The organism is Psychrobacillus sp. NPDC058041 (assembly GCF_042885655.1).
Classification (GTDB): domain Bacteria; phylum Bacillota; class Bacilli; order Bacillales_A; family Planococcaceae; genus Psychrobacillus.
Map to the genome: position 1 here is coordinate 165,719 of NZ_JBHVRO010000001.1, position 12,623 is coordinate 178,341.

Annotated in this window: 16 protein-coding genes and 1 pseudogene; 12 read left to right on the top strand and 5 right to left on the bottom strand. The window is 32.4% G+C overall.

Features of this window, described 5'->3' with window-relative positions; all coding sequences use genetic code 11:
* Positions 1-336: 336 nt before the first annotated feature.
* The gene (locus tag ACFVR1_RS00725; RefSeq protein ID WP_387579070.1) at positions 337-855 is read right to left on the bottom strand and encodes a CotY/CotZ family spore coat protein; all 519 of its coding nucleotides are present in this window, start codon (positions 853-855) and stop codon (positions 337-339) included.
* Between the two features lie 131 nt (positions 856-986).
* Here ACFVR1_RS00725 and ACFVR1_RS00730 point away from each other — a divergent pair, with 131 nt between their 5' ends.
* From ACFVR1_RS00730 to ACFVR1_RS00760, 7 genes and pseudogenes are all read left to right on the top strand, one after another.
* Positions 987-1,379 carry a hypothetical protein gene (locus ACFVR1_RS00730; RefSeq protein ID WP_387579072.1) on the top strand — a complete coding sequence of 131 codons (393 nt, stop codon included), beginning with the start codon at positions 987-989 and terminating at the stop codon, positions 1,377-1,379.
* Positions 1,379-1,834: a stage V sporulation protein AC gene (spoVAC, locus tag ACFVR1_RS00735; protein WP_387579075.1), complete on the top strand. Its 456-nt coding sequence runs from the start codon at positions 1,379-1,381 to the stop codon at positions 1,832-1,834. The genes ACFVR1_RS00730 and spoVAC overlap by 1 nt, the downstream gene beginning before the upstream one ends.
* Positions 1,828-2,835 carry a stage V sporulation protein AD gene (locus ACFVR1_RS00740; RefSeq protein ID WP_387579078.1) on the top strand — a complete coding sequence of 336 codons (1,008 nt, stop codon included), beginning with the start codon at positions 1,828-1,830 and terminating at the stop codon, positions 2,833-2,835. Before spoVAC ends, ACFVR1_RS00740 begins: the two co-directional genes overlap by 7 nt.
* A 1-nt stretch (position 2,836) precedes the next feature.
* Complete coding sequence (gene spoVAE / locus ACFVR1_RS00745; RefSeq protein ID WP_387579080.1) at positions 2,837-3,202, top strand: stage V sporulation protein AE; 366 nt, start codon at positions 2,837-2,839, stop codon at positions 3,200-3,202.
* Positions 3,203-3,331: 129 nt separating this feature from the next.
* Positions 3,332-3,406, top strand: a pseudogene (locus tag ACFVR1_RS00750) (YjcZ family sporulation protein); the annotation flags it as partial.
* A 34-nt stretch (positions 3,407-3,440) separates the two neighbouring features.
* On the top strand, positions 3,441-3,686 hold the full coding sequence (locus tag ACFVR1_RS00755; RefSeq protein ID WP_387579083.1) for a stage VI sporulation protein F: 246 nt from the start codon (positions 3,441-3,443) through the stop codon (positions 3,684-3,686).
* Positions 3,687-3,759: 73 nt separating this feature from the next.
* On the top strand, positions 3,760-4,065 hold the full coding sequence (locus ACFVR1_RS00760) for a hypothetical protein (RefSeq protein WP_387579086.1): 306 nt from the start codon (positions 3,760-3,762) through the stop codon (positions 4,063-4,065).
* A 220-nt stretch (positions 4,066-4,285) separates the two neighbouring features.
* Here the strand turns inward: ACFVR1_RS00760 and ACFVR1_RS00765 are convergent, their stop codons facing one another.
* Positions 4,286-4,702 (bottom strand): hypothetical protein, encoded by a 417-nt coding sequence (locus ACFVR1_RS00765; RefSeq protein WP_387579089.1) that lies wholly within the window; start codon positions 4,700-4,702, stop codon positions 4,286-4,288.
* Positions 4,703-4,933: 231 nt separating this feature from the next.
* On the opposite strand from ACFVR1_RS00765, the gene ACFVR1_RS00770 reads away from it, so the two are divergent.
* The 4 genes from ACFVR1_RS00770 (at position 4,934) to ACFVR1_RS00785 (ending at position 9,553) form a co-directional block, all read left to right on the top strand.
* A complete protein-coding gene (locus ACFVR1_RS00770; RefSeq protein ID WP_387579091.1) occupies positions 4,934-5,554 on the top strand; it encodes a hypothetical protein in 621 nt (206 codons plus the stop codon).
* 103 nt (positions 5,555-5,657) lie between these two features.
* Positions 5,658-7,277, top strand: a complete 1,620-nt coding sequence (locus tag ACFVR1_RS00775) for a hypothetical protein (protein WP_387579094.1) — start codon at positions 5,658-5,660, stop codon at positions 7,275-7,277.
* 2 nt (positions 7,278-7,279) lie between these two features.
* Entirely contained in the window at positions 7,280-7,957 is a 678-nt protein-coding gene (locus tag ACFVR1_RS00780; protein WP_387579096.1) for a DUF2642 domain-containing protein, read from the top strand.
* Between the two features lie 237 nt (positions 7,958-8,194).
* On the top strand, positions 8,195-9,553 hold the full coding sequence (locus tag ACFVR1_RS00785) for an arsenic transporter (protein ID WP_387579099.1): 1,359 nt from the start codon (positions 8,195-8,197) through the stop codon (positions 9,551-9,553).
* A gap of 512 nt (positions 9,554-10,065) precedes the next feature.
* On the opposite strand, the gene ACFVR1_RS00790 is transcribed toward ACFVR1_RS00785, so the two are convergent.
* The 3 genes from ACFVR1_RS00790 to ACFVR1_RS00800 are packed head-to-tail and all read right to left on the bottom strand — an operon-like array spanning position 10,066 to position 11,791.
* On the bottom strand, positions 10,066-10,497 hold the full coding sequence (locus tag ACFVR1_RS00790) for a GNAT family N-acetyltransferase (protein ID WP_387579102.1): 432 nt from the start codon (positions 10,495-10,497) through the stop codon (positions 10,066-10,068).
* 3 nt (positions 10,498-10,500) lie between these two features.
* A complete protein-coding gene (locus tag ACFVR1_RS00795) occupies positions 10,501-11,016 on the bottom strand; it encodes a YjcG family protein (RefSeq protein ID WP_387579104.1) in 516 nt (171 codons plus the stop codon).
* A 52-nt stretch (positions 11,017-11,068) separates the two neighbouring features.
* The gene (locus tag ACFVR1_RS00800) at positions 11,069-11,791 is read right to left on the bottom strand and encodes an alpha/beta hydrolase (RefSeq protein ID WP_387579107.1); all 723 of its coding nucleotides are present in this window, start codon (positions 11,789-11,791) and stop codon (positions 11,069-11,071) included.
* Between the two features lie 147 nt (positions 11,792-11,938).
* Here ACFVR1_RS00800 and ACFVR1_RS00805 point away from each other — a divergent pair, with 147 nt between their 5' ends.
* Positions 11,939-12,523: a phosphatidylglycerophosphatase A family protein gene (locus ACFVR1_RS00805; RefSeq protein ID WP_387579110.1), complete on the top strand. Its 585-nt coding sequence runs from the start codon at positions 11,939-11,941 to the stop codon at positions 12,521-12,523.
* The last annotated feature ends 100 nt before the right edge of the window (positions 12,524-12,623 follow it).

Genomic DNA, 12,623 nt, shown 5'->3' on the forward strand with positions numbered 1-12,623 from the left:
ATACATTTATGCCGGACAAATTTCAAGAGGGCTTTGGACAAACATTCGCCACTAGAAGGTCAAAAAAAGAGGAGTTGGAAGTGGAGTCACTTCCAACTCCTCAAATCCACCGGTAATAGTGTAGCCAAAGTTTTTCTGCAACGAGTATCAACAGGAGCAAATGGTTCGTCCCAAGCAATCAGTGAATAGTGAAGACAAGATGCACTGAAAGGACCCTTGCCTTTTTCTTATGTATACAAATATAGTGCTCTTTAAGAGGGCTTAATCACTTTCCGTTTCAAAGTAAAACCGTCCGGGTACTTCCCGAACGGAGTAGACACTGCAAGGGAGAAACGATTAGTCACATACATCTAAAAATACGTCTGCTACGCATTCAATAGCGCAGAAACAGTTTAAATCAACCGTGATACAGCTACCTGTTAATCTAAAGTTTCTTACGTCACAAAGTTTTCTTAAATTTAATTTAGTTCCATCAGCATTCAATAAATCGACTTCACGTCTTTCACTATTAAGTGGTTCAAGAACACGTAAAGTTGCACAACAACTATCAAAAATATCTTCTACACGGAAAAATACTGAAATACAATCGTTATCACAAACATCTCTGTCGCGGAAAAATGCTTTAAATGGAGTACCATCTTCAGTTAATAGCATAAAAACTCGGGTGTCCGCTTGGTGACGACGAGCAGGACTTACAAGTCCCCCAAGAGGTTCTAAAAAACAATTTGTTGGACAAAAATCACAATCATTAGATACCGCTTGGTCTTGAATATCTTTAATTGCTCGAACAACATCGCAAACACATCGATTATTATTTTTTACTTCTGCTACGTCTTCAATTCTTCCACATCCCATTAATTTTCACCTCCTTATCTCTCTATTTAATTTATGTAGCTTCTCCATTAAGGGAAGGGCAAATATCTCAAATGCCTTCGTATATTTCATTTTTGAATGCTCATACTAACTCGAAAAGGAGCAATTATCTGATGAAAAAAATTGTTTGGTGGTCAATTCCTTTCGTCCTATTAACTGCATGTTCAAATAATGTGGCTCAAGAAATATATCCTGAAAATGATGTGCCGGAAATTGTACAAGTATTGAATGAGAATAAGTCAATTAATGGATACAAAAGCATTACAGATAAAAATGATGTTATCGTTGCAATTGATATACGAAGAATGAGTAGATTTAGTAAAGACAAAATAGAAAAAAAAATAAAGAAACAATTAGAAGAAAAGTTTCCGGAAAAAGAAGTTCTTGTAACAGGGGATTTAAAAATAAGATGGGAAGTTGAAAAAATAATAAAAGAAAATATGCAAACAGACAAACTAAAAAAATCAATTGATCAAATAAAATCACTGTCAAAGGAAGCGACGTAATGGATCAAAAACAATTCGAGAAAATTGTCGATAGCCAAACACCAAAAGCTCCACTTTTTGTTAACATTTTAAAAGCTTTTTTTGTGGGAGGAATAATTTGTACAATTGGACAACTTATTACTTTATTTTATATACGTTTTTTCCCATTTACGGAACGAACAGCTGCGAATCCTACCGTGGCAACTATGGTATTCATTGCCATGCTACTAACTGGTACAGGGTTATATAAAAAAATTTCCCAATTTGGTGGCGCAGGGTCTGCTGTACCTGTAACTGGATTTGGCAATGCGGTCATTTCCGCGTCCATTGAACATAAGTCGGAAGGGTACGTATTAGGCATTGGAGGAAATATGTTCAAGCTAGCGGGTTCTGTCATTGTTTTTGGAGTACTGTCTGCTTTTTTTGTTGCATTAATTAAAACAATTTTAGTGAAAATGGGAGTGATCTCATGGTAAATACTGCAGGAACTATTCAATTTAAGGAAAGTCCAAGTATTGCTAGCACAGCTGTTATTGTTGGCCCAATGGAAAAAGATAGCCCATTTGCCGACTCGTTTGATGAGGTTTTACCATTAGAGAATGAAAAAGATGAGACATTTGAACAAGGAAACAGTAGGTTTATTGAAAAAGCTTGTTCTTTAGCAGTTCGCAAAGGTAATGAGCAAATGGAAAACATTGATGTATTTATCGGAGGAGATTTGATAAATCAACTTTCTCCTACTAATTTTGCAGCACGTCAATTGGCTATTCCTTTTTTAGGAGTATTTTCTGCTTGTGCAAGTTCAATGGAATCGGTTATTCTTGGAAGCCTTTTAATAGAATCAGGCAATGCATCATCTATTTTAGCTGGAGCCTCTAGTCATCATCCAGCAGTAGAAAGACAGTTTAGATATCCACTTGAATATGGATCTCAAAAACCAGGAACTGCTCAATGGACAGTAACTGCTGCAGGTTTTGCCTTATTGCAAAAAGAAGCAAAAAACTCGCCTATTATAACACATGCAACAATTGGAAGGGTAGTGGATGGCGGCCAAACAAATCCATTACATATGGGTGCTGCCATGGCACCTGCTGCAAGAGATACTATCGAAAGACATTTAATGAATACTAACAGTAGGATGGCAGATTATGATGTTATTATGACAGGTGATTTAGGAAAAATTGGGTTGTCAATTTTAAAAGAAATGTTTCAAGATGAAAATAGTGGAGTAATTTTACAAGATGCTGGAGCACAATTCTATGGAGAAAATACTTTTTTTAATTCTGGGGCAAGTGGTGCAGGATGTTCCGCCGCAGTTTTTTTTAGTCATATGTATAAGCAATTAAAAAATGGTGTATATAACCGCGTATTACTCGTAGCAACTGGTGCACTATTATCACCATTGACTTTTCAACAAGGAGAAACAATTCCTTGTATTGCTCATGCCATTGAATGCCGTATGGAAAAGAGAGGATAATATGATTTCTTCATTGATTATTTCATTTATTGTCGGAGGTCTCATCTGTGTTGTAGGGCAGATATTAATGGATGCATTTAAGCTCACTCCAGCACATACACTATGTATATTAGTTGTTAGTGGTTCAGTTTTAGCAGGGGTAGGATTATATGAGCGTTTAATCGATTTTGCAGGAGCAGGTGCAACGATTCCAATTACATCGTTTGGAAATTCATTAACGCAAGGAGCATTAGTAGAAGCGGAAAAACATGGTCTAATAGGTGTCTTAACAGGAATGTTCGAAGTTACAAGCTCGGGAATTAGCGCAGCTATATTGTTTGGAGTAATTGGTGCATTTATATTTCAGAAACGTAATACTACTTACTAGTTGATACGCCCTTTTTTCTAACTCGACTTTGCATACAATAAGTCGAAGAGGAGAGGAGGAAAGAGTATGTATGGCTACTGTGGTGGAGGATATCCTGGCTATGGACCTGGTTATGGCTATGGTCACGGCCGAAGCTCAACTTTTGTTCTAATCGTAGTACTATTTATATTATTAATCATTGTCGGTAGAAGCTTTCTCCCTTAATCCAAGATAAACAAAAATGTGAGGGGGAAAATAAATGCAAAATTCATTTTTTAAAGCAATCGAAAATAAAACAGGTGTTTCAATGGAAGAACTTTTTACACTTGCCAATACTATCTCATCTGCTGATTTTTCGAATGAAGATCAAGTTCGTAAAATTGTACGTAAAGTTGGCATGGTAGCAAAGAAACCAGTTTCCAAAGAGTTAGAAGATGAGCTTACAAAATCCATATTACAAAAAGGAAACTCGTTAAGTCTAACTGACATTGAAAAATTATTGTAGTCTAAATATTTTTTTGGGTTTCACTAGAGGAGGCAAAGGGTATTAAGTATTTAAGAAATGGGAGGTGGAGAAAATGGGATATATCATTCCAGTTCAACCAATTCAGTCTCAAATTTACGCGAATCGTTTGTTAATGGATGATTATAATTTTGCTTTTATTAATAATATTGATGGTATAAGAATGAAATCAATATTTGAGGAACGTCTTGTTGATCAAGAACGGAAACTTAAAAATAATAAAGAAAAGCAACTATTACATGCTGATGAACCATCTATCCTACCACTGTTTAAAAACTTTATACAGCCAAATCCAGTAAATTTATCACCTGAAATTGCAAAAATTAATGGTAAAGGAAACACAATAAACTTCTATATTTAGTTAAATAAAAAATGTCGATATTTTCATCGACATTTTTTTTTATTCTTTTAAAGTATTACATTCGAAACAAAAGATATATTAGGGCTTTTACTTGAAAATATACAGATATTTCTCGATTATTAAATAATAGAACATCAAAATAAATAAAGGTCCAACAACCCTAATAAGGAATTGTTGAACTAAAAATGTTTAAATTATACAATTGTTTGTTGCAAAAACATTAGTTATTTTTATTCTTTTTTTCACTATTTGCTTTTTCATGCTTAGTGTTTTTTTTGTTACCATTGCCTTTTTTATGGCCATCCTCTTTTTTTGTGGAATCATCCTCAACGTCTCTTTTAGGTTCAGAGTTTTTTTTATCAGGACTTTCCTCTTCTTTTTTATGACTATCCTTTTTTGAGTTTTTCTCTTTATCAACTTCTATTTTACGATCATCTTCTATTTTTTCATTATCAACAGAGTCCCTTTTGTGAGGGGATTCTTTTTTGTCGCCAGTGCCTTTCTTGATTTCAGATTCTTTTTCAGTTAAGTCAGAAAGATTTTTGTCTTTTTTAGAGTGATGACCCTTTTTTGCTTTTTGAGTACCTTCCGACAAAAGCGGATCATTTTCTTTCTTTTTATTTTCTTCTTCAGTCAAAACTTTTCACTACTTTCTATAATGTAATGTCATTATTACAGACTATGTAAAATAGTGATATTCTGTTCAATTTATAAGTAGGTTTTTGGAAAAATTTTATTTACTTTTGAAAACATTTCAGCAAAATGTAAAAGAGCTTAAACAATTATAATAATATGGGCGTTTAACCAATGCTTTGCCAACTCAAGTTACATATAAATATTAAGATACTAAAAAAGGGGGTTAGAAAAAGTGAATAAGAAGATGTTACTTTCTCTAGTAGATAAAGTTATTAAGGTAGATAGAGGTGGACCGGAATCTCGTGTTGGTATGCTATTATCAACAGCAGATGATCACTTTACATTGCTAACAGAGGATGATGGAATTGTTTATTATAATACTCAGCATGTGAAGAGCGTAACGTATAATTCGAAAAATCAAGTAGATTTTAACCTTGAAATTCCAAGAGACTTTAATTTCATTAAAGCTAATGATTTTAAAGGGATTTTGGATAAATTAACACTACATTGGGTAAAAATTAATCGTGGTGGACCAGAAACATTAGAGGGCGTTATGGACTATGTTTCGGATGATTTTGTAATAATTGTAGCAAATGAAGAAATTATTAGGGTTTCGATGTTCCATATTCGTAATATAAGCTATGGTGTAAAAATTGAAAAAACAAAAGACACTAAAAACAAAAAATCCAATGAAAAAGATAATAAAGATGGAAAAGATAACAAAGACGGAAAAGATAACAAAGATGGAAAAGATAACAAAGACGGAAAAGATAACAAAGAAGGAAAAGATAACAAAGAAGGAAAAGAAAATAAAGAAGGAAAAGAGAAGAAAGAAGTAAAAGAAGATAAGTAAAATAATAAATAAGAAGAGAAAAAAAGATACTAAATAGCTAGGTGGGGCATTCGTCGCTTTTAAGATATGAGCGACGAATATTCTAGGAAGGAGGATCCAAATATTGCTAGAGGAAAACTTTTGGGAAGTATTATGCGCTCATAAGAAAATGAAAATAGGTATTTATTTGAGTGACAATCAATTTGTAGAAGGAATATTGTTGGATGTTAAACAAGACCATCTAGTTGTTGATGTGAATCGGAATATAATATATTTGGCAATAAATAATATCCAAGCTCTTTCTAAAAATGCTAAAGAATTTAGTGCTTCTCCAAATCTTTGTTCTTACCTCGACAGAAATGACTTAACAGATGTATTAATAGCTCTAAGATACAATTGGGTCACCATTAATAGTCTAAGTAATGATGCACTAAATGGCGTTCTAACTACGATATTGCAAGATCACATAATTCTAATTAATAGTAAGGATTTACTTTTTATTTCTAAATCATATATTGCAAATATTTATAGCAATTTATCGATAGATGATATTCATTTTTTAAATAACAAAGAGCAACTTAATATCCAACAGATATATAAAGCAAACATAAATAAAACATTGGAAATAAAAGAGCATTGCTTGGAAAGTAGTCAGGAAAAAGCTCTTCAGAACTACGTCTTCCCTATGAACGATGAGTTAGCAGTACAGCTTGACCCTATACTGGAGGAAGGAAAACTAGTTCATCAAAAAGAAAGACAAGTTGGCATTAGTCATATTGAAACCTTAATAAATGTTAATACTGAAGTTATTAAAGAACCTCTAGAATCTAATTTGGACTCCAATTTTAATACTGTCCCCAATTTAACTCACAATAATGAAGAGCCAGTCGATCATGAAGCTTTCTTTCAGCTAGAAGAAACAGAAGATCTAAAGAAAGATGTGCAAACTGCCATTTATAATAATGAAATGAACGTGGAAGAACTCAACTCAAATTCCACAGCAATAATTGAAACTAATCTATCACAATTGGATACTTCTGATTTCATAAAGAGTGATGAAGAAGTTATTCAAAAAATTAATTCACATGAAATTTTAAAAAATAATAGTGCTACGAAACAAGAGCAATTAATACAAGAAAATACTCGGTTAAACCACAGAGGCAAAAAAATACTACTCACTGCATGGAGTGCTTTAAATAGTGATCAATCTACAATTCCAATTCCCAAAAGAACCACTCCAAAAAGTGAAAATCCAGTTCAACAAGAAAACTCAACTAATATTGAAGACAATTTAGAAAATGAATTAACTAATAAAAGTATCTCAAGCGATAAGCAGAAAAATGTCGATGAAGTTTCGTCAGTGAATGGGAAAACACCTCTTGCTGAAAAAATTTTATTTTCTAGACCTGTAAAACTATTAAGTGCAAAAGAAGAAAGAGAGATGTTAGAGAAGCAGTATTTTGCATTAATGAAATATGCTGCAAATAAAGCACAAAAATTAATTAGGTTACAGCAACAATCTGTTCGAACTAATTCTATTAATTATCAGAGGTTTAATAAAAGCAAAAATAATATAGAATATAGCGATTTGCCTATAACGCTAGAAAAAAATAAAATTCACCAATCGACAATATTAAATAAAGAAGCTGACATGATGGAAAAACAGTATTATTCTTTAATGATGCATGCGGCAAAGATGTATTATCAAGTAAGAGAACATCAACTAGAAATTAAGGAGATGTGACCTTGAATAAAATTATACAAAGCCTTATTAAGGAAGTAGTTGAAGTAGAAATTTCAGGAAAGAAACTAATTAATGGAACTATTATTGATTTAGGAAGTGACATATTTGTACTTTTTAATGGTGCAAATTATATGTACATCCCTTTAAATCATGTTCAAAGTTTAAGAGTACGAAGTAAAACTGAATACGATATTCTTGACCCTATAGAGCTCCCAGGTATTATTGGAGATGAAAACAAAGAAGATTTATCTTTAATAGAAGTTCTTGCTCAAGCTAAAGAGAATAATGTTGAAATTTTTGTAACAAATGATAAAACACTTCATGGTTATATAATGCAGATCAAGGATAACTATTTTGAATTTTTTTCTCCTATATATAAGACGATGTATATTTCTATAAAGCATCTAAAGTGGCTAATTCCTTATTCTCAAAATGAAAAACCATATGGTTTAGATTACAAAAAGCTCCCATTACAGATAAGTAATGAACTATTGGCTAGCACATTTGAAGCCCAAGTTGAAAACTTAAAAGATACAATTGTCGTGTTAAATATAGGAGGTAGTAAGAGTCACATAGGAAAAATAAATAATGTGCATGAGCAAATTATTGAGATTCAAGGAGCAAGATCACATTCGATATATCTAAACTTAGATCATATTAAAACTCTGCACAAAGTATAAACTTAGGATAATAATTAGCTCTTAAAATTTAATAATAGAAGCATGGAATCTTTCATGCTTCTTGAAAAAAATACCAAGAATCAAATACATAAAATCGCCTTTCAATTATGGAAGGCGATTTATTTAATATATAAAATATTTTCATTTCTATGGACATACACCTCGATTCTTGTAATACGAAGTGAATATACATACAAAGAAACGGACAAACATAAAACGAGAGGAAATGGTATATGTATGAGTTTTCAAATTGGAGTCGCCAGTTTGGTGTTCCTAACAACTATGTTGGTTATATTTTGGAGGCCAAGAGGAATTAATGAGGCATGGCCAGCATCAATTGGTGCAGTGATTATCTTACTAGCTGGAATTGTATCACTAAATGATGTTGTAGACATCACTGGTAAAATCGGTGGGGCCTCGATCACTATTATGTCAACTGTTGTTATGGCTGTTATATTAGAGAGTTTTGGTTTTTTCAACTGGGCAGCTGCAAAAATAGTAAGATTGTCAAAGGGATCAGGTCACCGACTTTATTGGTATATCCAGTTGTTATGCTTTTTAATGACATTATTATTTAATAACGATGGAAGTATATTAATAACAACCCCTATATTAATAATGCTGTTAAAAAACATGAGGATAAAACCTCAACAACAAATACCGTATTTGTTAAGTGGCGCACTAATTGCAACTGCTTCAAGTGCACCTATTGGTGTTAGTAATATAGTTAACTTAATCGCCTTAAATATTGTCGAAATGTCACTTTGGATGCATACTGCAATGATGTTTGTTCCTGCTACACTTGGATTAATGTTCATGTCTTACTTGATGTATATCGTTGTAAAGAAAAAACTACCAAAAACATTACCAGTTTCAGTTATAGATATAGAAGAATCTTTTTTCATGAAAAATTTTCATCCATTAAAAACGAAAATCTCAGTTGAAACAAAACGAAAGCGAACTAAATTTATGTTAAAGATATTGCTATTCGTCTTTATCATCCGAAGTCTACTTTTTGTAGCATCTTATGTGAACATTCCAATTGAAATTGTTGCAGTACTTGGTTCTGTAATCTTGCTGTGTTGGAGATGGTACCATCTACGAACTAACCCTGTAGACATTTTAAAGAAGACTCCTTGGCACATTCTAATTTTTGCTTTCTCAATGTATGTGATTATTTATGGTTTACACAATGTAGGACTTACAGCATTGTTAGTGCAATTGTGTGAACCAATTGTAAACCAAGGGTTACTTCACGCTAGTTTTATCATGGGAGGATTAGTATCGCTACTTTCTAACTTATTTAATAACCATCCAGCATTAATGATAGGAACGATTACTTTAACAAAAATGGGGTTAGATCCAATAACATTAAAAACTATCTATCTAGCAAATATTATTGGAAGCGACATGGGGTCATTGCTATTACCTATTGGTACACTTGCTTCCCTTATTTGGATGCATATAATTAGAAAAAATAAGATAAAAATTACATGGAAAGATTATTTAAGTGTTACATTGATCGTCATACCAATCACAACAATTGTAACGCTGACATTTTTATATTTTTGGGTACAATTGGTTTTTGCAAATTAAATCTCCAAATTTAACGTTTTTAAACATAAGATATAGTAAGTATGTCAGGGAATCTTTCAAATAGGTTGATTTCCTGCATATCTATATTTTACATAGTAAATGTTTTCAAAACTCTTATTTGTACAGTTTATAAACAAATAAAAGAATCCATTATTAAAAAAACCTTATTCCCTAGTAAGAATCCAGTAAAAAGTCAGGGAGTTTAAGATATTGCTAATAAGATTCCATATGCTATCAATGATTAACTTTCGAGATGCTTTTTAGGAGGGGCTCATACAATTCTGCAACTTTTAATTTAGGATAAAGAAAAAAATAAAGAACTAGAATCAACGTATCTGAAGTTGAGTACATATATCCAGTTCTACATAAAAACATCTATGCCATTTTTTCAAAGTCTTTCTCTCTATATATATGTTGTTCTAAGAAGAAGTGTTACAATTTTATCTTTTATTCCAGCGGCTATAAATAAAACAAGTGAGATGATTAAAATTAAATCATCTCACTTGTTTCATCTAATTCAATCGCTTCTCCATTGCTCTATGTGGAATACCAGCTTCTAAAAACTCGGGTGATGTAATCGAATAGCTTCTTTTCTCATAAAATGGAATAGCATAACTTTGAGAATTCAATTTGAGCTTTTGGTAGCCGTTTTGTTGAGCGTAATCTTCCATACATTGCATAATTAAGTTGCCTAATTTTTTTCCTCGATATTCGGGAAGAATACATACACGTTCTATTTTTCCTACAAGGGGTTCTGCGGTTCGAATTCTTCCTGCTCCAAATGGTATTTCTTCATCGTAAGCAACAAAATGAATAGCTTCCGGGTCATATTCATCCAGTTCTAAATGTAGAGGAACATCTTGTTCCTCTACAAAAACTTTTCTTCTAATTGATACAGCATCCTGATATTCTTTATCTGTTTCAACGATTTTTGCATTAACCAATTATTACTCAGCTCCAGACAATCTAAAAGTTTCATATACAGTCCAAGAACCGTCTTCTAGTTGATAAAGCAGATGAAGTCGATCGATTTCTTCTTCAAATTCCGCTCCAATCATTTTTAATTGTGGATAAATATCATCATGTTCACTAGAATTCATTTTTTGAGCAATTGTTATATGGGGTACAAATGCATAATTTTCAGTGTCGTTAAATTCTATTGCATTTAAGTCACCACGTAAAGCCATCAATTCGTCTGTTGGTTCAACTTTAAAATAAATTGCATTTGTTACAGGAGCAAACGAACTTACTTTAGAAGTTTTTAATGTAAATGGTTTATGACCTTTCACAACTTCTGCAATTTTTTCTGCAATTGTTTTAATTTCATTTTCATCGGCTTCAAATACACCTTTAACAGTCATATGAGGTGTAATCCTTGAGTAGTGAGGGTCGTAACGCTTTCTGTAAGAATTAGCGAAATCCTGAACTTTTTTTGATGGGAAAGCAACAATACCGTATTTCATTTTTCATTACCTCCTCTAATTTTTATAGCAGATTACATTAACATTATACCATTTACAAGCCGAAATTTCTTTTGAGTGATCTTTTCATATCTGGTTGCCATAGCTTCCATGTATGATCTCCATCTAATTCGTCATAAAAAGTCGAAAATCCTTTTTTTAATAACAAATTGTGCAATTCTCTATTTGGCGTTACAAAATCAGTAATTAAACCATCACCTGTTTTAACTGAAGTCTCTTCTTTTCCGATTACATGATATAAAGAAAATGCATGTATTTCTTTATGATTCTCCACTTGAGACAATACGTATTCATTTACCAGTGGAGAATGTAAAATAACTTTTCCGAATGTATTAGGATATTGAAGGGCTGTTAATAATGATACAGTGGCAGCAAGAGAGTCGCCTATTAAAGCTCGCCCCATACCAATTTGATACGTTGGATAATTTTCATCAATATAAGGAACAAGTTCTTGTGCCAAGAACCGTATGTAAGCTTGATGTTTTTGGCCATCTGGATGATACTTTTCTCTTCGATCTTTTACATTTTTATAAGGAATTCCTACAATTATTAAATTTTCTATTTCCTTTTCTTCATATAACTCGTCCGTTACACGAGAAATTCTGCCTAATTGAAAATAATCTTTTCCATCATTTGCGATAAGTATGCTGTATTTATATAATGGAGAATAATTTGGTGGTAAATAAATAAGTAGCTGCATTTCTTCTTGAAGAGCATCGCTAAAAAGAGTCAAATCTTGTACAATTCCACGGTTCATATAGTTCCTCCTAGAAAGTAATCATGTTGTATAGAAATTGTAACATATACATGATCAGAGGTATAATGAACACCAATTAAGAATTCAAAAGCGACTGTTATTCCAATAAGTAACAAAGAAAAAACTTTCAAAAAGGAGATTATCAATTTGGATAGACAAACATCAAGAGTTCATTCGAGAACTGTAGAGAAAGCTGCTAATGATGCGTTACTTCGGAGAGGTGTTACCATTGAAGAAATAGCGAAAATCGTTTATGAAATGCAAATACCATACAATAAAGGACTCACATTGGAACACTGCATTGAATCGATTAAAAGTGTATTGAAAAAAAGGGAAATGCAACATGCTATTCTAGTTGGGATAGAATTAGATGAGCTTGCAGAGAAAAAGTTATTATCAAAACCATTGCAACAAATTGTAGAAGCAGACGAAGGATTATTTGGAGTGGATGAAACTATCGCTTTAGGATCAGTGTATACGTATGGAAGTATTGCCGTAACTACATTTGGACATTTGGATAAAAATAAAATTGGAATTATTTCGAAATTAGATACAAAAACCGGTGGAGGAGTTCATACCTTTTTAGATGATTTAGTAGGAAGTATTGCAGCATGTGCTGCTTCTCGACTAGCTCATCGAACGAGAGATTTAGAAGAAGCAAATGAAACCTTTGAAGATATACCACCAGAAGAAACTGCACCAGAAACAAATATTAAAGGTGTACGAACATAAGTAAAAGTAAATAAGAGAAGCCCTAAGGTTTATTATGAATACTTGGGGTTTCTTATAAAAATTTTGTAACTTCCCAATACCTTAATGCTCAAAGATTGAA

Excerpts from the sequence above, each read along its gene's own strand:
- ACFVR1_RS00725 (WP_387579070.1), bottom strand. The coding sequence starts at position 855 with ATGGGATGTGGAAGAATTGAAGACGTAGCAGAAGTAAAAAATAATAAT.
- ACFVR1_RS00730 (WP_387579072.1), top strand. The coding sequence starts at position 987 with ATGAAAAAAATTGTTTGGTGGTCAATTCCTTTCGTCCTATTAACTGCA.
- spoVAC (WP_387579075.1), top strand. The coding sequence starts at position 1,379 with ATGGATCAAAAACAATTCGAGAAAATTGTCGATAGCCAAACACCAAAA.
- ACFVR1_RS00740 (WP_387579078.1), top strand. The coding sequence starts at position 1,828 with ATGGTAAATACTGCAGGAACTATTCAATTTAAGGAAAGTCCAAGTATT.
- spoVAE (WP_387579080.1), top strand. The coding sequence starts at position 2,837 with ATGATTTCTTCATTGATTATTTCATTTATTGTCGGAGGTCTCATCTGT.
- ACFVR1_RS00755 (WP_387579083.1), top strand. The coding sequence starts at position 3,441 with ATGCAAAATTCATTTTTTAAAGCAATCGAAAATAAAACAGGTGTTTCA.
- ACFVR1_RS00760 (WP_387579086.1), top strand. The coding sequence starts at position 3,760 with ATGGGATATATCATTCCAGTTCAACCAATTCAGTCTCAAATTTACGCG.
- ACFVR1_RS00785 (WP_387579099.1), top strand. The coding sequence starts at position 8,195 with ATGAGTTTTCAAATTGGAGTCGCCAGTTTGGTGTTCCTAACAACTATG.
- ACFVR1_RS00795 (WP_387579104.1), bottom strand. The coding sequence starts at position 11,016 with ATGAAATACGGTATTGTTGCTTTCCCATCAAAAAAAGTTCAGGATTTC.
- ACFVR1_RS00800 (WP_387579107.1), bottom strand. The coding sequence starts at position 11,791 with ATGAACCGTGGAATTGTACAAGATTTGACTCTTTTTAGCGATGCTCTT.